Annotated in this window: 28 protein-coding genes; 18 read left to right on the forward strand and 10 right to left on the reverse strand. The window is 35.4% G+C overall.

Features of this window, described 5'->3' with window-relative positions; all coding sequences use genetic code 11:
* Nucleotides 1–105: 105 nt before the first annotated feature.
* Complete coding sequence (locus HMPREF2603_RS12720) at nucleotides 106–966, forward strand: WYL domain-containing transcriptional regulator (protein ID WP_070502124.1); 861 nt, start codon at nucleotides 106–108, stop codon at nucleotides 964–966.
* Nucleotides 967–1,151: 185 nt separating this feature from the next.
* Nucleotides 1,152–1,463 (forward strand): TM2 domain-containing protein, encoded by a 312-nt coding sequence (locus HMPREF2603_RS12725; protein WP_002480213.1) that lies wholly within the window; start codon nucleotides 1,152–1,154, stop codon nucleotides 1,461–1,463.
* A gap of 134 nt (nucleotides 1,464–1,597) precedes the next feature.
* Here the strand turns inward: HMPREF2603_RS12725 and HMPREF2603_RS12730 are convergent, their stop codons facing one another.
* Nucleotides 1,598–1,948, reverse strand: a complete 351-nt coding sequence (locus HMPREF2603_RS12730) for a MerR family transcriptional regulator (RefSeq protein WP_060803804.1) — start codon at nucleotides 1,946–1,948, stop codon at nucleotides 1,598–1,600.
* Between the two features lie 71 nt (nucleotides 1,949–2,019).
* Between HMPREF2603_RS12730 and HMPREF2603_RS12735 the strand changes: the two genes are divergently transcribed.
* The 4 genes from HMPREF2603_RS12735 (at nucleotide 2,020) to HMPREF2603_RS12745 (ending at nucleotide 4,805) form a co-directional block, all read left to right on the forward strand.
* Nucleotides 2,020–2,640 carry a nitroreductase family protein gene (locus HMPREF2603_RS12735; protein ID WP_023014821.1) on the forward strand — a complete coding sequence of 207 codons (621 nt, stop codon included), beginning with the start codon at nucleotides 2,020–2,022 and terminating at the stop codon, nucleotides 2,638–2,640.
* A 190-nt stretch (nucleotides 2,641–2,830) separates the two neighbouring features.
* Nucleotides 2,831–3,052: a hypothetical protein gene (locus HMPREF2603_RS13160; RefSeq protein WP_060803805.1), complete on the forward strand. Its 222-nt coding sequence runs from the start codon at nucleotides 2,831–2,833 to the stop codon at nucleotides 3,050–3,052.
* Nucleotides 3,053–3,408: 356 nt separating this feature from the next.
* Nucleotides 3,409–3,591, forward strand: a complete 183-nt coding sequence (locus tag HMPREF2603_RS13495; protein WP_060803806.1) for a hypothetical protein — start codon at nucleotides 3,409–3,411, stop codon at nucleotides 3,589–3,591.
* A gap of 14 nt (nucleotides 3,592–3,605) precedes the next feature.
* Nucleotides 3,606–4,805 (forward strand): spr1629 family repressor/antitoxin, encoded by a 1,200-nt coding sequence (locus HMPREF2603_RS12745; RefSeq protein WP_023014819.1) that lies wholly within the window; start codon nucleotides 3,606–3,608, stop codon nucleotides 4,803–4,805.
* 104 nt (nucleotides 4,806–4,909) lie between these two features.
* On the opposite strand, the gene HMPREF2603_RS12750 is transcribed toward HMPREF2603_RS12745, so the two are convergent.
* Complete coding sequence (locus tag HMPREF2603_RS12750; protein WP_060803807.1) at nucleotides 4,910–5,143, reverse strand: hypothetical protein; 234 nt, start codon at nucleotides 5,141–5,143, stop codon at nucleotides 4,910–4,912.
* Nucleotides 5,144–5,290: 147 nt separating this feature from the next.
* On the reverse strand, nucleotides 5,291–5,839 hold the full coding sequence (locus tag HMPREF2603_RS12755) for a TetR/AcrR family transcriptional regulator (protein ID WP_060803808.1): 549 nt from the start codon (nucleotides 5,837–5,839) through the stop codon (nucleotides 5,291–5,293).
* A 154-nt stretch (nucleotides 5,840–5,993) separates the two neighbouring features.
* Here HMPREF2603_RS12755 and HMPREF2603_RS12760 point away from each other — a divergent pair, with 154 nt between their 5' ends.
* The 6 genes from HMPREF2603_RS12760 (at nucleotide 5,994) to HMPREF2603_RS12785 (ending at nucleotide 11,957) form a co-directional block, all read left to right on the forward strand.
* Nucleotides 5,994–7,016 carry a zinc-binding dehydrogenase gene (locus HMPREF2603_RS12760; protein ID WP_060803809.1) on the forward strand — a complete coding sequence of 341 codons (1,023 nt, stop codon included), beginning with the start codon at nucleotides 5,994–5,996 and terminating at the stop codon, nucleotides 7,014–7,016.
* Between the two features lie 115 nt (nucleotides 7,017–7,131).
* A complete protein-coding gene (locus HMPREF2603_RS12765) occupies nucleotides 7,132–7,938 on the forward strand; it encodes a metallophosphoesterase (RefSeq protein ID WP_060803810.1) in 807 nt (268 codons plus the stop codon).
* Nucleotides 7,939–7,952: 14 nt separating this feature from the next.
* Entirely contained in the window at nucleotides 7,953–8,294 is a 342-nt protein-coding gene (locus HMPREF2603_RS12770) for a hypothetical protein (protein ID WP_060803811.1), read from the forward strand.
* 373 nt (nucleotides 8,295–8,667) lie between these two features.
* On the forward strand, nucleotides 8,668–9,789 hold the full coding sequence (locus HMPREF2603_RS12775) for a M23 family metallopeptidase (protein ID WP_002480205.1): 1,122 nt from the start codon (nucleotides 8,668–8,670) through the stop codon (nucleotides 9,787–9,789).
* 214 nt (nucleotides 9,790–10,003) lie between these two features.
* Complete coding sequence (locus HMPREF2603_RS12780; protein ID WP_060803812.1) at nucleotides 10,004–11,131, forward strand: zinc-dependent alcohol dehydrogenase family protein; 1,128 nt, start codon at nucleotides 10,004–10,006, stop codon at nucleotides 11,129–11,131.
* A 166-nt stretch (nucleotides 11,132–11,297) separates the two neighbouring features.
* Nucleotides 11,298–11,957: a hypothetical protein gene (locus tag HMPREF2603_RS12785; RefSeq protein ID WP_060803813.1), complete on the forward strand. Its 660-nt coding sequence runs from the start codon at nucleotides 11,298–11,300 to the stop codon at nucleotides 11,955–11,957.
* A gap of 327 nt (nucleotides 11,958–12,284) precedes the next feature.
* On the opposite strand, the gene HMPREF2603_RS12790 is transcribed toward HMPREF2603_RS12785, so the two are convergent.
* The 6 genes from HMPREF2603_RS12790 to cstR form a co-directional block, all read right to left on the reverse strand.
* Complete coding sequence (locus HMPREF2603_RS12790; RefSeq protein WP_060803814.1) at nucleotides 12,285–12,764, reverse strand: thioesterase family protein; 480 nt, start codon at nucleotides 12,762–12,764, stop codon at nucleotides 12,285–12,287.
* Between the two features lie 4 nt (nucleotides 12,765–12,768).
* Nucleotides 12,769–13,737: a 3-hydroxyacyl-CoA dehydrogenase NAD-binding domain-containing protein gene (locus tag HMPREF2603_RS12795; protein ID WP_060803815.1), complete on the reverse strand. Its 969-nt coding sequence runs from the start codon at nucleotides 13,735–13,737 to the stop codon at nucleotides 12,769–12,771.
* 1 nt (nucleotide 13,738) lies between these two features.
* A complete protein-coding gene (locus HMPREF2603_RS12800) occupies nucleotides 13,739–14,626 on the reverse strand; it encodes a beta-keto acid cleavage family enzyme (RefSeq protein WP_060803816.1) in 888 nt (295 codons plus the stop codon).
* 153 nt (nucleotides 14,627–14,779) lie between these two features.
* Nucleotides 14,780–15,310 (reverse strand): TetR/AcrR family transcriptional regulator, encoded by a 531-nt coding sequence (locus HMPREF2603_RS12805; RefSeq protein WP_023014808.1) that lies wholly within the window; start codon nucleotides 15,308–15,310, stop codon nucleotides 14,780–14,782.
* Nucleotides 15,311–15,507: 197 nt separating this feature from the next.
* Entirely contained in the window at nucleotides 15,508–16,263 is a 756-nt protein-coding gene (locus tag HMPREF2603_RS12810) for a sulfite exporter TauE/SafE family protein (protein WP_060803817.1), read from the reverse strand.
* Nucleotides 16,263–16,523, reverse strand: coding sequence for a persulfide-sensing transcriptional repressor CstR (gene cstR / locus HMPREF2603_RS12815; RefSeq protein ID WP_057510655.1), 261 nt, complete (start codon nucleotides 16,521–16,523; stop codon nucleotides 16,263–16,265). Before cstR ends, HMPREF2603_RS12810 begins: the two co-directional genes overlap by 1 nt.
* 151 nt (nucleotides 16,524–16,674) lie before the next feature.
* Between cstR and HMPREF2603_RS12820 the strand changes: the two genes are divergently transcribed.
* From HMPREF2603_RS12820 to HMPREF2603_RS13545, 6 genes are all read left to right on the forward strand, one after another.
* Complete coding sequence (locus HMPREF2603_RS12820; protein WP_060803818.1) at nucleotides 16,675–17,730, forward strand: DsrE/DsrF/DrsH-like family protein; 1,056 nt, start codon at nucleotides 16,675–16,677, stop codon at nucleotides 17,728–17,730.
* 37 nt (nucleotides 17,731–17,767) lie between these two features.
* The gene (gene cstB, locus HMPREF2603_RS12825; RefSeq protein WP_060803819.1) at nucleotides 17,768–19,105 is read left to right on the forward strand and encodes a persulfide dioxygenase-sulfurtransferase CstB; all 1,338 of its coding nucleotides are present in this window, start codon (nucleotides 17,768–17,770) and stop codon (nucleotides 19,103–19,105) included.
* Between the two features lie 135 nt (nucleotides 19,106–19,240).
* Nucleotides 19,241–19,795 (forward strand): TetR/AcrR family transcriptional regulator, encoded by a 555-nt coding sequence (locus HMPREF2603_RS12830; RefSeq protein ID WP_023014806.1) that lies wholly within the window; start codon nucleotides 19,241–19,243, stop codon nucleotides 19,793–19,795.
* Between the two features lie 93 nt (nucleotides 19,796–19,888).
* Nucleotides 19,889–21,097, forward strand: a complete 1,209-nt coding sequence (locus HMPREF2603_RS12835; protein WP_023014805.1) for an MFS transporter — start codon at nucleotides 19,889–19,891, stop codon at nucleotides 21,095–21,097.
* A 752-nt stretch (nucleotides 21,098–21,849) separates the two neighbouring features.
* Entirely contained in the window at nucleotides 21,850–22,707 is an 858-nt protein-coding gene (locus tag HMPREF2603_RS12840) for a DUF262 domain-containing protein (RefSeq protein ID WP_060803820.1), read from the forward strand.
* Entirely contained in the window at nucleotides 22,677–23,009 is a 333-nt protein-coding gene (locus HMPREF2603_RS13545; protein ID WP_057510651.1) for a hypothetical protein, read from the forward strand. Before HMPREF2603_RS12840 ends, HMPREF2603_RS13545 begins: the two co-directional genes overlap by 31 nt.
* Nucleotides 23,010–23,068: 59 nt before the next feature.
* Here HMPREF2603_RS13545 and HMPREF2603_RS12850 read toward each other — a convergent pair whose 3' ends face one another.
* Nucleotides 23,069–23,917 (reverse strand): SAM hydrolase/SAM-dependent halogenase family protein, encoded by an 849-nt coding sequence (locus HMPREF2603_RS12850; RefSeq protein WP_060803821.1) that lies wholly within the window; start codon nucleotides 23,915–23,917, stop codon nucleotides 23,069–23,071.
* Between the last annotated feature and the right edge of the window lie 21 nt (nucleotides 23,918–23,938).

Here is a 23,938-nt window from a genome sequence, read left to right on the forward strand (position 1 = left end):
TTCATAATAATAAAGTGAGTTATTTGATAAATAACATAGAAGATTGTGTAATGGACAAAGATTGTCCACTTATAACTGTATATTGAACTGTAGGAGATGGTAAACATGGATAAATCAACAAGAGTCTTGAATATCTTCACACGTTTGTTGAATGGGGAAACAGTTAGAAAATCAGATCTCTCTGATTTTGGGAATGTAAGTACGAAGTCGATTCAAAGGGATATTAGAACGATTAATGATTTTTTCTATGAAAGTGAATATTGGAATAATAGAAATACTGAGGTAGTACATAAAAAGGGCGGCTATGAATTAATCACGCATTCTAACAGTTTAAGCGGTTTAGCACTGTTAGGGCTTATGGTAAAAATTAAAAGCTTAACACCTATCTTGCATGTAGATGTGTATAACTTATTCAGAAGAGAAATACAGGGCATGCGTATTGAAGATAGAAAAGTTTTAAGTGAAATGTTGGATCATTTCAATAACCGGGATGAAACATTTCCAGGTGAAACTCTAATGTTAATCGAAAAAGCGATTAGTCAAAAATACTTAGTATGGATGAAATTCAAAGGACGTAATATTGAAGTGAAACCATTATCAACGATGTACATGCATTATGACTATTGGTTTACTTATGAATATGAAAAAACAGTTTATAACGAGCGCGTCCGCCTGATTGAAAATTTTATGTTTTCCAATCATAAGTTTGATGAAGTCAAAAGCAAAGAACTCGTCACGGTTGAAATTGATGAATCGAAAATGGCATTGTTCCGCCAACAATATAAGATTGTTGAGGTACTAGACCGTACGCAGGACGGAAAAATCATAGTGAAAGTCGCTTGTACGGAATTAGATGCATACTATATTGCTTATCAAATGGCACCTTTAGCACGTATTTTAGAACCTCAAAAGTACATTGATAGTTTTATTGAGCGTATTAATCAAATCAAAAGTTGCTATGAGTAAACAAAAACAAAGGTAAGTAAACGGTAAGCAAGAAAGTTAAATAAAATGAAGATTTAAAAGTTATTATTTTGGAAAAACAAAAAAGATTGCATTACTGGACAATAATTGACCACCTAGATGTGTATAGTAAGATTTATTAAGTTTTTATTAGGATTGATTGAAGTATACAGAAAGGTGGAACATTGATGAATTTACAAGAAAAAAGTTTTATTGAATCACAAATCGCAAGCAAAGCAAAACAACCTGCGATTGCTTATGTATTATGGTTTTTCTTTGGAAGCTTAGGAGGACACCGTTTCTATTTCGGTAAAACGGGATCAGCTATTGGGATGATTGCATTAACATTATTAACAGCTTGGTTTACATTTGGTATTCCAACGTTGATTTGGGTGATTGTGGATGCGTTCTTAATTCCAGGTTGGGTTGAAGCAGATAAAACAAGAGTAAGAAGAGAAGCAGAGAACGAAATACAATTGATGCAAGGTAGCCATTCATAAGTTATCTTTTATGGACAAGACAGCTACATAAAAGAAAAAAATAGAGTCAGTAGACGAATACCCCCTTACACACGATAGAGTAAGGGGGTGTTTTTATATAAGTATGCTTGAAGAAAGATTCCATACTTGAATAACTAAATTGTTTTTTTAGTGCGATGTAATCTTTCTTCAATGACATCAATACGCATTTCGATTATATCTTTTTCTGCTTTAAGTACTTTAAGGTGTGCTTCTAAAACATCTGAAATCTGTGCTTTATTCTCGTTAAGTTGTTCAACGTAATACTTAATTTTCTTGAGTGGCATATTGAGTAAACTTAAGCATTGAATTAAGCTGATAATTTCTATGTCTGTTTCAGAATATACACGTTGATTATTTGCATTTCTTTCAATATTCATCAATAAACCATGCTTTTCATAATAACGCAATTTACTCTTAGAGATATGTTTCATCTCAGAAACTTCTTGAATGGAGTACTTTTTCAAACAAATCACTTCCCTTAAACCATAGTTTAACCTGTAGTCTATTGTATAGAAAATATATATGAGGTGAAAGTATGGAAAACTTTACTGATATTCTAAATAGTAGAAAGTCTGTAAAAGGGTTCGATCCGGAGTTTAAAATTTCAAAAGAAGAAATGAATGAGATATTGGAAAAAGCTGCGACAGCACCTTCTTCAGTGAATATGCAGCCATGGAGAGTTGCTGTGGTTGAAAGTGATGAAGCTAAAGCGAAATTAAGACCACTCGTTCAATTCAATACGAACCAGAACGACACATCCTCTGCGATGCTCGTTATCTTTGGCGACTTGCAATGCTATGAGAATGCAGAATATATCTATGATAGTGCAGTTGAAAAAGGTATGATGCCACAAGAAGTCAGAGACCAAATCCTGCCACTCGCAAAGAACGGTTATAAAAGTTTAACGCGAGAACAAATGAGTGACATTGTCAAAATCGATAGTAGTTTAATGGCTATGCAATTGATGTTAATTGCGAAACAACATGGTTATGATACGAATCCGATTGGTGGATTTGAAGCGAATCAAATTGGTGAAGTCCTAGGCTATCCATTAGAACGTTATGTACCTGTAATGATTATCGCAATCGGTAAACAAGCTAAAGCACCACGTGATTCATTTAGAATGCCAAATGAAAAATTTGTTGAGTTCCAATAAGGAAGTATAAGCTGTCAGTGTAAAAACTGGCAGTTTTTTTGTTATGTATGATCTATATAAAAGGAAGCGGATAAACCCTTGGTTAGTTATTTAAAGATGTACCAAAAAAGACCCTTACACTTTATAAAATTCTTTGATTTTACAGAAAAACTTAGTTAAAATAAAGTAAATTCACATTAGGGGGCATTTGATGGGTTTTAGTACAGAATTAAAAGAAGAAATTGTAAAAGGTGTAGTATCTGGTTATAAGAATTATATTGAGGTTAGGAAAGAAGCATTTCAGACACTGGTTATTAGTGGTGGATACGCATATATAAAAGGTAATCATATTGAGGACCAAGTGGCAAAAAAACCAAAAATCTTATTGAGGGTCATACCAAGCAAAAAGCTGGTCCTACATGGGAGTATTTAAAATTTTATTCTGGGAGGATAAATAATAAAGAAGGTTGGTACTTCATAATAAAAAATGAACAATATTTTAATAAAGATAATGTAACTTTTGGAAAAACAGCTTTAAATGATTCAGGAAATAGCGAAAAGAAATATTTAAGAGAGCTAATTGATCAGAATAAAAATGTAGATTTTGAAAGATTACAAGATGAAATAGGTAGAGATCATCAGCTGGAATTATTTAATTTTGAGAAAAACAGAGATATTAATACTAGCCCTTCTTTTGATATAATTACTTATGATATTGATGCTGAATCCAAACAACTCATTGCTATTAAAATATGGGTACCGAACCCGCATAATAATAAAGCGGTTTTATTGGAAGATTTAACGCCTATATTAGAAAAGGTAGTTAAAGAGGAAGAAGACTACTTGATTTCAGATGAGGAGTTACAAGTTCTTCAACAAATTAATGATAAAGAAGAAGAGTTAGTAGATGCTCAACATATATTCGGATTTGAAGTTGATGATGAAGGCGAGGATGAAGAGTCTTCTGATTAAGAAAAGGTGAAAAAATGTTTATAGGTAAAAACTTAGAAAATATTAGATTGCTAAAGGGGCTTAGCAGAAAAAATTTAGCTGAAAGTATTCAAATTAGTGAACAGGCAGTTTGGCAATACGAAGTTAAAAATATGATGCCTGAAATCAATAAAATTTATGATCTATCTAGAGAATTTAATGTTAAAACCTCATATTTTTTAACCGAACCAAAAGAAGAATTTCATAAAGAAAGTGTAGATAAACATGCAATTGCATTTAGAGCAAGTAATCAGTATGTATCAACTAAACATTTAAACAAACAATTTTATCAAGCGATTTATCTTACAAACCTTACAGATTATCTATTTTCATTCATTAAGTCGCCTTATATGTATATTGTAGATGTGGTAGATGAGGTAGAGAAAATTACTAAACAAGATGTTACTAACAGAGTGATAATTAAACGTGTTGCTCAAAAGGCTCGAGAATTACTTTTAAAAGATAAATATAATCAGGAATTGCTTTTTACTTTAGAAAAAGCAGGGGTTATTATATATGAGAAAAGTATAGATAAAGATGCAGATGCATTTAGTTTTTGGTCGGAAGCAGGCGTCCCTTATATTATTTTGGGTAGTAATAAAGGTGTTGCAGTAAGAAGAAATTTTGATATTGCTCATGAATTGGGACATTTACTCTTGCATAAGCATATTCAATTTGACTTATTAACGCACGAAGAACATAAAGAGATTGAAAATGAAGCTAATATTTTTGCTTCAGAATTTTTATTGCCAGAACAAGATTTTAAAGAAGATTTTGGAAAGATACCCAAAAAATCTAATCCAGATTACTTTAAAGTATTAAAAGAAAAATGGTATGTCTCTATTCAAGCGATGGGAATGCGTGCCTATTATTTAGATTTGATTACGAGTTCGCAATATCGTTATTTTTGGAGTTCAATTTATAAGAAGAATTATAAAGTGATGGAACCTTTAGATGATGAAATTAAACTTATGCATCCAGTGAAAATGAATAGTTTGTTAGATTTACTATTTAAAAAGAAAGTTATTACACCACAAAAGTTGTTGGATAATTTACAGGTAGAACCAGAATTTTTAAAAGAGATTGCTAATATCGATTATAAGTTATTTGATAAATATATAGAGAAAGAAAGAGAAGAACAAAAAGAAAGCTTGATGAATGATTTCATAGATATATCCAATTATCGTTCTAAATAAGAAGTATAAGCTGTCAGTGTAAAAACTGGCAGTTTTTTTGTTATGTATGATCTATATAAAAGGAAGCGGATCAACCATTGGTCGATCCATTGCTTCCCACCATGCTATGTTCGTAAGACATGATGAACAGTTGCAACGAAGACATCTTTTGAATAAAAGTGCCTTTTATTGCCTTTGGGAGAGAAAGGCTTGATAACACCATCCTCTATCCACTCTTCGAGCAGACCTTGAGGATAGCCAGCCTCCACCAATTCGTCTTCGTCAGTAATAAGTTGATCCCAAGCGAAATTAATATCCTCAAGATCTACTGCACTATCAGAAGCTTCAAATTGTTCCACTATATCACCCTTTCTGCATCGATATAAGTATGGATTATAGGGCTTAGCGGAAGAGGCCTGTTTGCACAAATCTCTCCAATATACGGATACCCATTTTTATTATTATTAATTTGAAAATAACCTTTTCATTTAAAATTCTACTTATAATTATATTGTTTTAGTTTTGAAATAAGGTTTGACTAGTGTGGCTATTTCTTCAACTTTAGTTGTATAATCCTCAACATTTTTAGTAACTGATTCAATAACAATACCTAAAACTGCACTCGTTAAGAAAACTAAGATAGTTTGAACTGAGATGTTGTGCATTTGTAAGTAAGCATGATTAAGTTTAGGCTCTACTAGTTCAGTAATGACAGAACCTAGTCGTGTAAGAAATAGATTAGAGACTGGACTTTTATAAAGTTTTATAAAAACAACCTTATTTTTATGAATAAAGTTAAAGCCATTCAGTATGCCTTGTTTGAAGTTTTCAGGCGTACTTTCTGAAGCGGCTTGGCGCATTGCTTGGGTATAGTCATTCATAATATCATCTATTACTTCAAATTTGTCTGAAAAATGATTGTAGAATGTACGTCTACTAATACTTGTTTGTTCACAAATCATAGTTACAGTGATGGTTTCAAAGGAGTGTGTATCTAAGAGGTCTAATAAAGTAGATTTAATTTGTTCCATTGTATACTTTGTTCTTTTATCCATGTTTATCCTCTTTCTGCACAAATTGTATATAAGTGTGCAGAACTTTCGAGTAAAGTTCTGCTTTAGAATTCATTCCCTCATATAACCAGTCTATAGTTGAGATTACAAGTTTTCATTATAACGTAATTTCAAAAGAAAAAGGGAGGAATTCATAATGAAAGCAGCCGTTTGGTATGGCGAAAAAGATATTAGAGTTCAAGAGAGACAATTAAAAGAACTGAGCAGTGATGATGTCAAAGTGAAAGTAGCTTGGGCAGGTATTTGTGGTTCAGACTTGCACGCATATTTGCATCCAGACTCAGTACCGATGGAGAGAGGAACTGTGCTTGGACATGAATTTTCAGGTGTAGTAGAAGAAGTAGGTTCAGATGTTACAGAGCTTAAAAAAGGCGATCGTGTTTGTATTTATCCAATGATGTTCGAAAATCAAGAGAATGCATTATATGAACGCTTTGTTACTTTAGATGCGGTTGGTGCACAGATTGATGGAGGATTTGCTGAATATACAATCATTCCACAGAATTCTGTATTCAAAGTACCAGAAGAGTTATCATTAGAACGAGCAGCATTGGTAGAGCCGGCATCTGTTGCGTATCAAGCTGTTAAAGATGCTGGAATTAAAGAAGGGGATATTGTGACTGTCTATGGTGCTGGGCCAATCGGTCTGTTCTCTATTGCGGCCGCAAAAGCACAAGGCGCAAAGCAAGTAATCGCAATTGATATTGCTGAAGAACGTTTGAAAATAGCTGAAGCAATGGGTGCAGATACAACGATTGATTCTACAAAAACAAATCCAGTAGAGACCATTAGAAAAATGTATCCAGAAGGTGCAGATGTAAGTATAGAAGCAGCCGGTGTGGCAGATACATTTACACAATCTATTCAATCTACACGCGTAAGAGGCACAGTCATGATTGTAAGTTTCCACACGCAAAGTTTAGAATTCAATGTACCGCAAAACTTATTGTTTACGGGTGTAAATATTATGGGTTCTGTTGGATATGGTAATGACACATACAATCAAGTTATGAATGAATTAGCTTCCGGTACATTAGCGTCAGAACCTATCATTACTAGCAAAATCACTTTAGACCATATTAAAGAAGATGGTTTTGAAAAATTGATTCAAGATAAGTCGCAAGAAAAAATCTTAATCCAACTCAATACGATAGACTAAGTTCCTATTTATATAGTAGTAAGTATAAAGGAGGATGAGCATGTAATGCTTGTGCTCCTTTTTAATTAGTCTAAAATAATACATAAACGTTCAATAAAGAGGAAGGATCAAACAAATGAAAATAGGAGTCATTTCAGATTTACATATCGATCGCCCTTCTGATTATACTGAAGCACAATATACAGAACATTTAGCGCAGCTTGTTAAACAAGAACAATTAGATTTGTTAGTGATTGCTGGAGATATTTCGAATGATCATCAACAATCATATATCTTCATCCAACAAATGGAAGCATTAACAGGTATAGATGTACGTTTTATTCCGGGCAATCATGATTATTGGTCAACAGATGGTACGTCTACACAAGTGATTCATGATTTCTTTATGAGTAAGCCGGAACAATTGATGGGCAATCCTTACATTATTAATGATGAATGGGCAATTGTCGGAAATAGCGGTTGGTATGACTATAGTTACGCAAATCCTAAATATAGCCTTGATTATTTAGAGCGCAGACGCTTTAAAGGTGCAACGTGGCAAGATAAAGTACATGTTGATTGGGGAATGCCGGATAGAGAAGTATCTCGTAAAGCTGCTGAACTGGCAGAAGCGGATATGAAAAAGGTTCAAGGTAGAAATATTATTTTGATTACACATGTGGTGACGGACCCTAGTTTTAAAGTACCAATGCCGCATCGTATTTTCGATTACTTCAACGCATTTATCGGAACTTCTGATTTTATGAAGTTATATCAAAACTATCCCATACGCTATAGTTTGATGGGACATGTTCATTTCAGAGGAAGTATCACAAAGGATAATATCCATTATAGTTGTGTTTCATTAGGCTACTTCAGAGAGTGGCGGACAAAAGATATTGATAAAGAAATGCGTCATGCATTACAGGTGATAGAAATATAAAGGAGATTATCATCATGAATGAACTGTTCGGTTTCATATGGAACATTTTAAAAATCATAGTTTTGGGTGTTTATTTTATAGTAGCAGTTGGAGCGATGCTGAAGTTGTATCTGAAATTGATAGATTTTTATAAGACGCATTTAAGTCGAGTGTTTCTTGGAAGAGAAAATAGTGATAGTACAAGATGGTTGGTTTTAATTATTTCTATTACTTTAGCGTTTCTTTCCTTTATCTTAATGACATATATTATTGCGAAAGTTATAGGTAATGGCGTACTTTTCCTATTCTTTTTAGCTGGTTTGTATTTTATATTTCGATATTATCAACAAAGTAAAGAAAACAATAAGAGTATGTAGTTAGTGTGATAGAGGATGGAAGAGAAGCGGTTTTGAAATTGAAAATGTAAGGCAAACCCAGGGGTTATAAGGCTTTTGCGCACAAGAATCATTATTAAAATATCCGGAAATCAAGGGTTTCAAACATTTCAATTTAGTAATAAAGAGATAACAAAGGAAAAGAAGAACGACGTTTTAACCCCGTCTTCACAGTACTTACAAGGTAGTAATATTTCAGTAACTATATTACATGCAAAATACATTTGTTTACAAAACAATTATACGCCTTTATTTAGTGTACTTCCCGTGTTACCTTTAGTCTTGTAATTTTGATTGAGAGAAAAACGAAAAACGTATTAACGAATCAATAAAATTTTTAAGGACGGGAGTTTACATGATGAATAAATTAGTAACAGCTACTATTGTAGGTTTGGGAGTTTCTTCAGTAGGATTTATCAGTCACCACGCAGACGCAGCTGAAAATAACCAAGTTGCACCGCAACAAACACAACAAGCACAACAGACAGCAGATCAGACTAAAGGTTATTCATATGGATCATACTTCACGAAAGATACACAAGGTAATTACCACCACACATTAGATGGCAATTGGGACCAATCAATGTTTGATAATAAAGAATATCAATTCACTATCGTAGATGAAGCAGGGGCAACACACTATTTCTATTTCCCACAAAGTTTATTAAACCCTAGCTACCAATACGATGACAATAACTATTCAGCAAATGCATCAAATTCAGATGTTCAAGCAAATGGTTATGACGTAAATGAAGCACCATCAGCAGAAGATATCGCAAACAATCCAAACAAAGCTTCAGAAAATAACGCAACTTATAACAACAATACATCAAACGCACAATACGAAAACACATATAACCAATCACAAGATAATACAACATATGCACCTGCACAAAACGCTACATCTGATGCAGGTACAGCACAAAATGTTGAAGCTACACAAGCACCAGCACCACAAACAACACAAGCTAATGCTGCAGCTCAAGGACAACAAGGCGGCGGCTCAACACAAGGTTCTGACCAAGCAGCACAAACATCTGGTGACAGTGCACCTTCTAACCAAGCAGACGGTGCAACAGCACAAGATGCAGGTTGGTTAACTAAACATCCTAAAATCCAACCATATGGTCAATATCACGGTGGCGGCGCTCACTATGGTGTAGACTATGGTATGCCTGAAAACACACCTGTTTACTCATTAACAGACGGTACAGTAACACAAGCTGGCTGGAGTAACTATGGTGGCGGTAACCAAGTTACAATCCAAGAGAAAAACAGCAATAACTATCAATGGTATATGCACATGAACAGCTTAAATGTACAACAAGGACAAGATGTTAGCGCTGGTGACCAAATCGGTTTATCAGGTAGCACTGGTAACTCAACTGCACCACACTTACACTTCCAACGCATGCAAGGTGGCGTAGGTAACCAATACAGTGTGAACCCAGACAGCTACATCAACAGCAGAGCATAATTATTAACTTATAGTTCGATATCATTAATCATATTTTATAACCTTTTCACGTTATCTCTGAAGCTTATTCGGAGATAACGTTTTTTATTTGTTTTAGTTCCGATTGAAGCTTTTTTTATTTGATAAATGCGTAACTACAGGGAGTATAAGGAGGCGTTAAGTATAAAAAATGTACTAAGGGGGTAGAGAGAAATAGAAAGAGGGGATGTTAGTTATGAAAACAAGAGCAGCGGTATTATATGAAATGGGAAGTGAGCAGCCTTATAGTCAATCGCAACCACTGAAAGTTGAAGAACTTGAACTAGACGAACCTCGTGCACACGAAGTACTTATAAAAATTCATGCTGCGGGTCTATGTCATTCGGATTTATCAGTGATTAATGGCAGTCGCCCTAGACCTATGCCAATGGCGTTGGGACATGAAGCTGCTGGAGAAGTTATACAAACTGGCAGTGATGTGCTTGGCTTCGAAAAAGGAGACCATGTCGTTTGCGTCTTCATACCAAGTTGCGGACATTGTCTCCCGTGTCGTGAAGGAAGACCAGCATTGTGTGAGAACGGTGCAGAATCGAATGAAAAAGGTGAAATGTTAGAGGGTGGTATTCGTTTATCTAACAACCAAGGTGAAGTTCACCATCACTTAGGGGTTTCAGGCTTCGCAGAATACGCAGTTGTCTCTGAAAACTCAATCGTCAAAATAGACAAAGAGATTCCGTTTGAACGTGCGGCAGTCTTTGGTTGTGCAGTAATTACAGGAATAGGTGCTGTTATGAACACAGCGCAAATCAGACCAGGCAGTAACGTCGCGATTGTTGGACTCGGTGGTATTGGTTTAAATGCTATTATTGGAGCTAGACTTGCAGGCGCTAATGAGATTATTGCTTTGGATATTAATGAAAACAAATTTGATATTGCTAAAGAATTAGGCGCGACAGCAGTATTTAATTCTAAAGATGAAGATATAGTAGATAAAATAAAATCATATGTGGATGGCGGTGTAGAATATGCATTTGAAACAGCAGGAGTCACACTAGCAATGGAAACTGCATACGCTATTACTAAACGTGGAGGCACAACTGTTACGACAGGATTGCCAGATCCAAGTCAACAATTCGCCTTTCCACAAGTAACGCTAGCTGCTGAAGAAAGAACAATTAAAGGATCTTATGTTGGCAGTTGTGTTCCAGATAGAGATATACCACGTTTTACTAATCTTTATCAAAAAGGACGTTTAAATATCGATCCATTAATAAGTAAAACATTAACTTTAGATGAGATTAATGAAGGATTTGACGAACTCGCAAATGGTGATGCGGGACGTATCATTATTAAAATGAACTAGTCATCGTATTATGTTTTACGTGAAACTTTGAAGTACTTCAGGGTAACTGAGGTACTTTTTTAGTTTTCTTTAACAACTTTACAGTTTCTTAAAACGTTTTATGTAGAAAATTATCAAAGTTTTAAATATAATTGAATTGTGAAAAAGATTTATTGGAGGAAGGAATATGGGGAAATACTGTACAACATGTAAAAATGCGTTACAGTCTAGTGAAGCTTTTTGTACTCAATGTGGTACACCAAGTCAATTTTCTCGTTCGGAGGTCATACATCAACAAAAAGATCATGGCAGAATTAAAACTTTCGTTTGGTGTAGTGTACTCGTATTAGTATTCTTAGCTCTGGTCGCTGGACTATTCTATGGTGTGTTGGCATTTTGGTCGAATCAAGTTGGTAAAGCACAACCTAGAGCGTCACATTTACCACCTACGCATAAAGTAGAGATTGATGTGAACTCACCAATGTTCAGTCAAGGTTATATGCATGCGCCTAATACAGAGGGGTATGAAGGTTTTGAAATAGGGGAAACCAAAAGTGCGATAGAGAGAGAATATGGTCGTGCAGAAGGTGCTAAAACAATTGATGGCAAGAAAGCTGAATTATATGGCAATATCGGTGTCAGTTATAATTCAAACAATCAAGTCAGTCATGTGTTTGTAGTACCTGGAAAAATGACAAAAGATGACTTCACAGATTTTCATAATGGGCCTGATGAAATTTCAAATGGCAATTGGTATTACGATACAGATAAAGCCAACGGCTTTTCAATCAAAGTCTATACTTCAAAACATGATATAGAAGCCATTGAAAACATCATGCAGAGATAGATTCAAAACAGTAGAAGTACGAAATAGTACATAAGATAAAGCGCCTGAACAAAGAGTTCATGGCGCTTTTTTAGCATTAAAGGTCAGACTGACGTTTGTCTGAAGTAAGAGATACGGACGTCTTATAAACCTCGATTTATCGCGATTTGTAAGTATGTATCTTTAAAAGGGCAGTACTAATTTTTTGAATGATGGTTTGAATGATAAAAGCAATAATAAGATACAAAAAGTTCCACTTACCTTATCGCAAGTGGAACTTTTTTATCTATATGAAACCCATTCGGGTGTTATGCAAATTGTGATATTAATCGATTCATTGTATTGTTCTTATTTTTTACGTTTGATACCGATTTGACGACCAAGTTCTTTAGGTTGGTCTAATCCTTCTTTATCTACTAGTTCAGCATCTTGTTCAATATTTTGTGCGATGTCTTCAGGGAAGGGTGCTGGACGACCTGAGTCTGTATCAATCCCCATCAACATGACTTCGTATGTGGCACATACATCTTGTGCTTGGTCATACAGTGTCATGAATGCATGAAGACGTTTCGCATCGTGATCGACAAGTTGTACAGTAACCGTCAAATCTTCATCTTTGTTAACTTCTTTTTGATACGTTTCATGATTTTCTAAAGTGAAGACTGTGTAATGACGGCGCTCGATTTCAGCTTCGCTTAAACCTAAGTAAGCGAGATATTCATCTGTCGCATTACTGAAAACGCGGTTGTATTCTGCGTCATTCATATGGTTATTATGATCGAGCCATTCGTCTTTTACTGTCACTTGATACGTAAAGAGTTGTGTCATGAATTTATACCCCCTGTGATTGAGGTTGACGTTTCTTCATACCTGGTGTTTCAGTTGGCCAATATTCTTGAGCAAGTTTTTTCACTTTCACTAAGAATTCATTACGTTTTTGGTCAAGTTCTGACATTGTGTAACCTTGTGAACTTGTTTCGCATCCTTCTACAACTGCGTTGTATAAATCAGTTGTTAATTCTGGCGCAACTAATTTAGTCCAAGGTTTCTTAAGTGCTGGACCGAATTGTTTCAACATGTGACGCATACCTCCATTACCACCAGCTAAGTGGAATGTCATGAATGGACCATATTGTGCGTAACGTAAGCCTGCTGCGTGAGTGAAGGCTTTATCTACTTCTTCAGTAGTTGCGATACCTTCATTAACGATGTGTAATGATTCACGCCATAAAGCTTCCATAAGACGGTCCGCAATGTGTCCTTCGATTTCGTTACGGACATGTAGGACGTCCATACCGATACCTTCATAAAGTTCTTCAGCTTTTACAACTGTGTCTTCTGCAGTTTCTTTACCTGGTACAATTTCAACTAACGGTAAGATATAAACAGGGTGGAAAGGATGTGCTACAACTAAACGCTCTGGATGTTTTAATCCTTCTTGCAGTTCAGTTGGCATAATACCTGAAGTACTTGAACCGATAATTGCGTCAGGGCGTGCGTAAGTGTCGATTTCTTTTAAGACACTTGCTTTGATTTCTTCAACTTCTGGTACATTTTCTTGAATCAAGTCTGCATCTTTCACAGCTTCATCTAAGTGTGGTGTGAAAGTCAGATTATCTAAAGATGCACCTTCTGCTAATCCCATTTCTTCAGCGTATGGCCAATTTTGTTTGATTTGTGCCATCATTGCTTCTTGTGCGCTTTCACCTGGGTCAGTTGCGATCACTTCGTGACCATGCGCAAGCATGCGAGTGATCCAGCCACTGCCGATAACGCCTGTTCCTACTACTGCAAATTTCATTTTAATTGTCTCCTTTTGGCTGAGTTAAATTGTATTTTTCACGCGCTTCTTGCGGTGTCATAGGTTCCATATCTAAACCTTTTAAGATTTCTACTGCTTTTTCTACTAGTTCTTCGTTTGTCGCTTTAACACCTTTTGATAAATAGATGTTATCTTCTAAGCCGACACGTACGTTGCCGCCGCGTTTCGCAGCTTCTTCTACTGTTGGCAACTGCATTTTACCGATACCGAATGCTGACCAATGAGCATTTTCTGGTAAACGTGTTTTGAAGTATTCAATCGTTTCTGCATCATTGTCTGCACCCCATGGAATACCTAGGCAGAATTGATACATTGGTTCGCCTTCGATTAAACCTTCAGAAACTAATTGGTTCGCAAAACGGATATGACCGCTATCGAAACATTCTAATTCAGGTTTTACACCTGCATCTTTGATTAATTGTGCTTGACGGCGTAACCAATCTGTCGGGCTGATATAAACCATATCTCCGAAGTTGACACTACCGCAGTCTAGTGTACAAATTTCTGGTAATAATTCTCCAACTGGCTCATGACGTTCATCTGGTGTTTGGATATCTGAACCTTCTCCGGCTTGGTAAGGGTTCTGCATATCTGGGATGAAGTCGCCACCGCCGCCTGCAGTAATATTAATCACAATATCTTCATCTGCTTCACGGATTAAACGTACTGCTTCTCTATATAATTCAACATCATGGCTTACGCCACCTGTTTCTGGATCTCTTGCATGAATATGTGCCACTGTTGCGCCTGCACGTGCACATTTAATTGCGGCATCCGCAATCTCTTCAGGTGTTACGGGTACATGTTTATTTTTTTCTGTTGTGTCGCCAGCGCCTGTAATTGCTACTGTTAACATTACTTTTTTCATGGACTATTTATCCCTCCGAGTTTCAGTTATTTTTTTCAACGGTTGTTAGTGTACCAACTGGACGGTTTTATTTCAACCCCTTTGTTCAAGAAAAATAAAAAAAGAGAGTCTCTTTTTTGTAAGAGCCTCTCATGACAAGGGTTATACCTCTATTTATTTACTGCTTAATTCTTTTAAGCGATCTAAGACAGCTTCTCGCATGTCTTCGTCGATAGATGTTAAACCGAAAATTTCAGATAGCCATAAGCCATCTACAGCTAAACGATAAATCGTCGCATCCACTGCGTCTAAACCATCCGATTCAATATGGTTTTGCCAATCTTGGTAGGTTTCTTGTAGGGGACCGAGTAAATTACGATCATTACCTTGTGCTGCTAGAATGGCAGAAGTCACAGCTTTGTTTTCTTTACGATGTTCACGTGTTGCCTCAATAAAGGCATGGAGCCATTTACTTTCTTTTTCGTTATCAATATAATGATTAACATTTTCTTTATAAAGTTCATTCGCATGGTCCACTAGACCTTGAATTAAGGCTTGTTTGGTATTGAAATGATAGAGGAGTCCACCTTTACTCACTTCTGCACGTTGTGCTACGGCATCAAGTGTTAAGGCACTGACACCTTGTTCATTCACAATATCGGCTGCTGCTCGTAATAACATCTCTCGCTTTTGATTCTTAGCCATTATTTCACCACTTTCTATATAGCTAGGTAGTTTTAACGCTTCACTATTAATTTTAGCGTAAAACTTCACAGAAACAAGTTTAACCCTGAGTTATTGCTTTAAATAGGGGGTTACACCTATATGGACGCTTATTTTATACCCTGATACCTATATGTATAAATAAAAAACCAAGCTCTATATCAGAACTTGGCATCTATTTAAAAGATTAATTGAATGACTGCGATGATTATTAATATACTGATAATCCATTTTTGAACGACACTTGGTAATTTCTTACCAATCATTAAACCAATCGGTGCGAAGATAATACTACCGATGACTAAAGGAATCGCATCTGCGATAGGAATAAAGCCTTGGAAGAGTTTAATCACAAAGGAACCGATAGATGAGATAAATGCGATAACGATACTATTTGCGACGACGGTATTCATCGGTAATTTAAAGAATACGAGCAAAACTGGAATAATCATGAACGAGCCACCTGCACCAACAATACCAGAAATGGCCCCGATACCAATGCCGAATAAGATGAGTAACATACGGTTTAAGTGCGGTGTGCCTTCTTGCGGTTTCACTTTAATGAATAATAACACCAACGCAAGAATTGCGACCACGATATAAACAATATTTACTGCAGTCGTACTGAACCATTGTGTAAAGAAAGCACCGACTGTACTCCCAATTAGTGTGCTAGCACCCATGTACAGTACGAGTTTTAATGAGAATTCTGGATTGCTTTTCGCTTTAATCGAACCGCTGAGTGTACTGAAGAATACTTGGCTGGATGCGAGTCCTGAAGCGAGATAAGGTGTATAAGTGTGAAGGCCTAAAAGACTTGGAATGATAAGAATAGCCGGATAGATAATGATTGCGCCGCCTATACCGACCATTCCTGAAATTAAACCGCCAAATACCCCGATAAGGAGCATCGTAATTAAAGTCACGATATCCATTATTTACTTTTCACAAGCAAGTTGATTGCTTCTTCTATTAAGGCTTGTGAATCTTCGTTATTATCGTCAGCTGCTTTAACACACTCTACTAAATTTTCACTGACAATGACTGCCATTAAACGTTGGATTGCACTTTTAGATGAGCTTAATTGTGTAATGACATCTTTACAGTCTCTATCTTCTTCCATCATTTTAACAACGCCATTTAATTGTCCTTGTAGGCGTTTTATGCGATTAACCATTTTTTGATCATAATTCATTCTGTATACCCCCATTACTGTCTTTGAGTAGTTTTATTGTAGTTGGAAAAAGAAATTTTGTCAAATACCCCATAGGGCATTTGACATTTATCCTAAAAGGATTTAAGATACCCCTATAGGTATTTTTGAAAGGGAGGCTACACGGGAGTATATGAAAACACAACACATTAATGAATTCAGTAATAAAGATTTTGAACGTTTAGCAAAAAATGGACAATTGATAGATGTCAGAACACCTGAAGAATATGCAGATGGACATATTAAAGGTGCAGAATTATATCCAGTCGATCAAATAGAACAGTTCGATAAGAAGAAAGATAAAACGTACTATGTTTACTGCAGAAGTGGTAAACGCAGTCTAAAAGCGTCAGAGTATCTAGATAAACAAGGTTACGACGTTGTGAATTTAGATGGCGGTTATGTTGCTTATAGTGAAGGCGACGATAATACAGAAGTTAAAGAAAGTACAGAAACGAAAGTAAAAGATAACCGTAAACAATTAAACTATAGCGGCTTACAATGTCCTGGACCTATCATGAATTTAAGCAAAGAAATGAAACAACTGAAACCAGGTGATCAAGTTGAAGCAACAGTTACTGACCCAGGTTTCTACAGTGACATTCAAAGCTGGGTGAAACAAACAGGTAATACCCTAGTACGTATTAACCAAGATGACGAAAAAGTCACAGCAATTATTCAAAAAGAAGAACCAAAAGCAATGGAAGTTTCACATTCCGCAAACGGTACAACAATCGTGTTATTCAGCGGAGAACTTGATAAAGCATTAGCTGCGTTGATTATCGCAAATGGTGCGAAAGCAGCAGGTCGTGACGTCTCAATCTTCTTCACATTCTGGGGATTAAATGCGTTGAAGAAAGAAAATCCAGCGAACGTGAAGAAAAAAGGTATCGCAAAAATGTTCGATATGATGTTGCCGAAAACACCAGTGAAAATGCCGTTATCTAAAATGAATATGTTCGGCTTAGGCAACTTAATGATGCGTTATGTCATGAAAAAGAAAAATGTGGATTCTCTTCCAGCATTGTTAGATAAAGCAATCGAACAAGATATTAAATTGATTGCCTGCACAATGAGTATGGATGTCATGGGCATTGAAAAAGAAGAATTACGTGACGAAGTGTCATACGGCGGTGTAGGAAGCTATATCGGTGACACACAAAACGCAAGCCATAACTTATTTATCTAAAGAGAGACAAAACACAAATAAGTAAAGGAGTTTTAGAATGTTTTTCAAACAATTTTATGATAATAAATTATCACAAGCCTCTTATTTAATCGGTTGTCAACGTACAGGAGAAGCAATGATTATCGATCCAGTACGTGACTTATCTAAATATATTGAAGTCGCAGATGATGAAGGCTTCACAATTACTAAAGCAGCTGAAACACACATTCACGCTGACTTCGCATCAGGTATCCGTGATGCAGCTGAACGCTTAAACGCACAAGTGTATGTCTCAGCTGAAGGCGGAGAACAATTCGGCTACAAAAATATGCCTGAAAACACAACATTTGTGAAAGACCATGATCATATTGATGTAGGTAACATTGATATTGAAGTGTTATTCACACCAGGTCATACACCAGAAAGTATCAGTTTCTTACTCACTGATAAAGGCGGTGGCTCTTCAGTACCGATGGGTCTCTTTACTGGTGACTTCATCTTCGTAGGCGATATTGGTCGTCCAGACCTATTAGAAAAAGCAGCACAAGTTGAAGGCACAACTGAAAAAGGTGCGAAACAAATGTATGATTCTATTCAATCAGTGAGTGAATTACCAGACTATATCCAAATCTGGCCCGGTCATGGTGCAGGCAGTCCTTGTGGTAAATCACTAGGTGCTGTTCCAACATCTACACTCGGTTATGAACGTGCAAATAACTGGGCATTCAATGTGAATGATAAAGAAGCATTCGTGAAACAACTCACTTCAGAACAACCTGATCCACCACATCATTTCGGTCATATGAAATATATCAACCAAATGGGAACAGACTTATATACACCATATGATGTATATCCAAGTCTAGATTCAGACCGCCTTGCATTCGACGTACGTTCACGCTCAGCGTATCATGGTGGTCATGAATACGGCACAATCAATATTCCATTCGATAAAGGCTTCATTAACCAAATCGGTTGGTATCTTGACTACGACAAAGACATCGATTTAATCGGTGACCGCGACTTAGTACAACAAGCGGCTTATCAACTTCAATTAATCGGTTATGATCGTGTCGCAGGTTATCGATTACCGAAATACGATGTCATGACACCTTCTGTACACAGTGCAGACATGACAGGTAAAGAAGAAAATGTATTAGACGTACGTACAAATGATGAATGGGATGCAGGTCATCTTGACCAAGCGAAACACATCAAACACGGTAAATTACTAGATGCTGATGTTCCATTTGATAAAGACGCGCCAATCTATGTACACTGCCAATCAGGTGTACGTAGTTCAATCGCAGTCGGTATCTTAGAAAATAAAGGATTCACAAATGTGATCAACGTAAGAGAAGGCTACCAAGCAATTCCTGATTCTCTTAAAAAATAAGTAATCATTAAATAGGTAAAATCCAGTCTAACCGAGCACTCATTTCAGGGTGTTCGGTTTTTTTCGTTGTTTTGACAGAGATAAAAGAGACTTGTAAGATAGATTAAAGAAAATAATGAAGAAAGAGTGAAGATTATGTCTCAAAAACGCAACGATTTATTAGCAGTCGCAGAACAATTGTTTTATGAATATGGATTCAACGGTGTCGGATTGAAACAGATTATTCAAGAAGCGAACGTTGCGACAATGACATTGTATAATCACTTTGATTCAAAAGAGAAGTTAGTAGAAGCGGTTTTAAAACAACGTGAAGCGCGCTATTGGGAATATTTAGATGAGTATACAAAAACTAAACAAGTACAACCTCTAACCTGTATTGTGAAAGCTCATTGTAAGTGGCTGAAAGATTATTCTTATAAAGGTGATATGTTCTTAAGAGCGATTGAAGATTACGCTGAAAGTAATCAAGACATTGTTTCTATTGCTAGAGGACATAAACAACGTTTATTAGATTATTTAGAGCACCTCACTGCAGAACAAGGATTAGAAGATCAAGAAGCATTAGCGATTCAATATGCATTACTATTAGAAGGCACAACTTCTATGACCGCATTAGTCGGTGTGGATAAAGCAACAGATCACGCATTACGTATTGCGGAGATGTATTTAAGGGAAGCAGCATACAAATAGAATTTAAAAAGATAAGACTTCAGCATTTAAAAAATGCTGATTTTCTTTTACACTAAAATAGAATGAACGTTATATCTAAAAGGAGAGAAGTTTATGAGGTTTTCTAAGCTGGTTATACCTGGTATTTTAATGATAGCTGTGACATATGGACTGGGTCGGTTCAGCTTTGGCTTGTTTTTACCAGATATTTCACAAGATTTAAGTCTGACACCGACACAGGCTGGTTTAATTTCATCACTGTTCTATTTATCTTATTGTTTCTCCATTATCTTTGCGACATTTAAAACTGATAAAGTCGGGCCGAAAAATATGATTATGGCCGCAGGTTTATCAGTATTAATCGGACTTATTTTAATTGGTATCTCACCTAATTTAATGATTCTTGCCTTAGGTGTGTTATTTGCGGGTGCTAGTACAGGATTCGTCTCACCACCTTATGGTTATGTGATTTCATTATGGATTAAATTAGAGGAACAAAGTAAAGCGAACACTTGGATTAACTCAGGTACAAGTATTGGTTTGATGCTTGCTGGAGTCACTGCAATGATCGCATTTTTAGATTGGAGAACGATGTATCTCTCTTATGCAGTACTCGCGCTTATTATGTTGGTGTGGAACTTTATAATTATTCCAAGTTTAAATCAACCTCTTGAAATTTATACAGGTTCATTTAATTTATTAGATGTTAAAAATGGCAGTCGTATTGCTTTAGCTTCTACCTTGCTAGGTATTGCGACTGCACCATTTTGGACATTCTCTAAATCTTTCGTTCAAGCCACAGATCTTTATACAAACTTTCAACTCTCTATTTTCTGGATTTTAATTGGGGTCTTCGGCATTATTGGAGGTGTTTCAGGCAACATCATTGAGCAAAAAGGCATACGTTTTGCTTATAATTTAGGTGTGATTGCGATTTCTGCCGCATCCATTTTACTCGCACTTGCGCAGTTGTTATGGATTACACCTTTTATTGCCTCTTCTTTATTTGGCATTAGCTATATTTTCTTAACAGGTGTACTAATGGTTTGGGGCATTCGTGTCTATGTTAGAAATGCGTCAATCGGTATCGGCATTCCTTTCTTACTCCTGGCAGTCGGACAAGTAATCGGTTCTATCCTAGCAGGACCACTAATTGTTTTCCTAAACTACAAAGCAACCTTTGTTGTATTTGGTTTAATCAGTTTAAGCGCGCTATGGATTTATCCTAAATTTAAACTCAAAGATAACCCAGTGCCAGAAGCAGAATACAGTAAATTGCAAGAAGATAATAAACATGTGTTGAAGGATTTTGAGGAAGAATAAAAAAAGAGAGTCGTGCTTATATGTTAGGTGTATGCATATATACTATGATAATTATTTGCTTTTCAATTAAAGTTTGGTGTAAATATGAGTAATCTAAAAACCTGAAAGCAGTGATATAAGCTAAATCGTATATTTTAAAGGGGCTGTTATAAAATTAAAAAACAAGTGTTTTGTAGTGTTATTATAAGCTGAAAATTTTAAAAATGAGAATTGATGATTTTGATTTATATCATAGGCTTGGGTACTTAAGGCATCAAACTACTGTATGTAATAGCCGAACATAAAATAATATGGGAGAATAAATGACTGTTCTTGTTTGATTAACTTGATTAATAAACATATGTTGATTTTAGAATGAAAATTTCAAAGCATAAAGTGTAATCAACTTTTTAATTCTAATATTTAACATAATATTATATACTTTTCGAGAATAATGACACTTCAACCAAAATATCAAAGTTCAAAATATCTTAAAATGTTAAAGAAAGTGAGATTTGAATTGCATCAATTTATAAGGGACACAGAAAATAGAATGAAGTCATTTTGAATCGATAAAATTGTTGAAGTTGTATAGGTTTAGACAAATGTTTACTATGGTTAGTTCGAAGAGTATTGGAAATCTATAAAGAAATCTAAATGAGTAAAAAAGTAACAATTATTAAGGATTGATGCTAGATAAAAAATTTTGATTGAAAATAAATATATAAAAGAGGATGTCAGTAATTACTTAATAATAAAAAAAGGGTATAAGTATGAGTTTTAATACTGAAAACAGAACAATTAAGGATATATTTCAACGAGCAGCTGAATATAAAGTACCAAGATACCAAAGAACTTATGTATGGAAAGAAAATAATTGGTCAGAGCTTTTAACAGATGTTACTTTTACAATTAACACAGATTCTGACTCTAATTGGTCTCACTTTCTTGGAACAATAGTTTTAAATGATAAAAATAAAAATTTGGGAACAGCTAAGGATCCAGGGGTGGATTATTATGAGATTATTGATGGTCAACAACGTTTGACTACAATCTTTGTTATTTTTGCAGTTATTGTAAAACACTTAAATGATATGGATAATGAAGAAGCTGAAAACCGTGCTAAATTTATAAAAAATACTTATTTAACAACTTTAAAATCGACTAATGAAACAATTTCTAAAATTAACAATCCAGATCTTCATTCGTCACTCCTTTCAATCTTAGATTATATAAGCAAAGACTCAAAAGTAAAGCTAGAAAAGATCAACAACACTCTGTATCATGTTTTTAACTACTTTGATGATTATATAAAAGAGAAAAGCTTTGAAGAAACAGACATGTTCTTAAACCAACTACTAAAGATTAATATTGTCGAAATTGTATCTGGAGAAGAAGAGGAAATTTATAACATTTTCGAAGTGTTAAATGCTAGGGGACAAAAGTTGAAACAAATGGAGTTACTAAAGAATCATATAATGAAATATGTCCAACCTAGAACGGATGATTTTATTGATCACTCAAAAAACAAGTGGAATGATTTAATAGAAATCACCAAAAATTTATCGGATATTGACAGTTTGATTAATCATTTTTCAAAATGCTATATAAAAAAAGAGCAGAAAATATAAACTCTGTATACAAATTAATAAAAGAAGAAGTTAGCATAGATAAACTTTCTGGTCTGTTAGATGATTTACATGAATTTGCAAAATCTTATATGGAAGTTAATAAGGTAGAAAAATCTAATACGGCAGTTGAATATTTTAATATCAAAAGAAATCAACAGATTCGTTCTCTTTTAGCAGCAATAAATCTTCTGAAGAATATAATAGATACAAAAAGTTATTGGAAGAGGTTGAAAAGTAAAATTAAAACCTGTATAAAACCTAAAATAATGAAAAAGAAACTAAGAGAGCCCTCAATGCACTGAGGCTCTCTTTTACATTTATTCAACTATATTTTAATCATTATAAGAATCACTAGTAGAGGTTAGAAGGTTGGTCCTTTGGTTATTTCGATACGCCAGTCATTTCCTGTGCCAATATGATAGAGTTTAGAAAATGAATTTTGGTTGACCGCAACGCCTATATTAACGAGTGAGTTAATGTAAACTAAAGGTTCACCAATATTGACGTCCGCAAAAGAACGTACGAATTTCATGATGTTTTGATAGACTTTGTTTTCACGGTTATAAATGGTCACAATCAGGTTATCTCCATGGTGTATATCATTCTCTTTAAAGTAAGAAAGTGGAATGTTGGTCCATAGAGAGCCGAAGCGGATATCTAAGACATCAATATAACCGATGAGTGTATCGCCTTCTTGTCTAGAATCGTTGATTGGAAGTTGTTTGATTGAGTCTAAATCAATAGACTGGCCTAAATCTTCAAATTCAATTTGACCGGCAGCTAAGTGTGCACCATTATAGGCATAAATATCACGACCATGGAAAGTATGACTTTCTTCAGAATGCGGTAAACGACTTTTGACTTCATCTATCGCAATGACTGATTCAATGCCTTCATAATGCAGTATATGTGTCAGTGAACCGTTATCTGGTGTAATGATATAGTGACCTGTTTTGGTCAAGCAAGCAATACTTCTGCGATCACTGCCTACACCAGGGTCAACGACAGAAACAAAGACTGTGCCTTTTGGCCAGTATTTCACAGTTTGGTAGAGACGATAGGAAGCCACCCAAATATCATAAGGTGGAATGTCATGTGTTAAATCACTGATGAAGATATTGTCACTGACCATACGTGCAACACCTTTCATTGCGCTGACTGCACCGTCTTCTATACCAAAATCTGATTGTAAAATTAAGTTGTTACTCATCTTTATTCTCTCCTCTAATGT

Source organism: Staphylococcus sp. HMSC055C03, assembly GCF_001809385.1.
Lineage (GTDB): Bacteria > Bacillota > Bacilli > Staphylococcales > Staphylococcaceae > Staphylococcus > Staphylococcus simulans.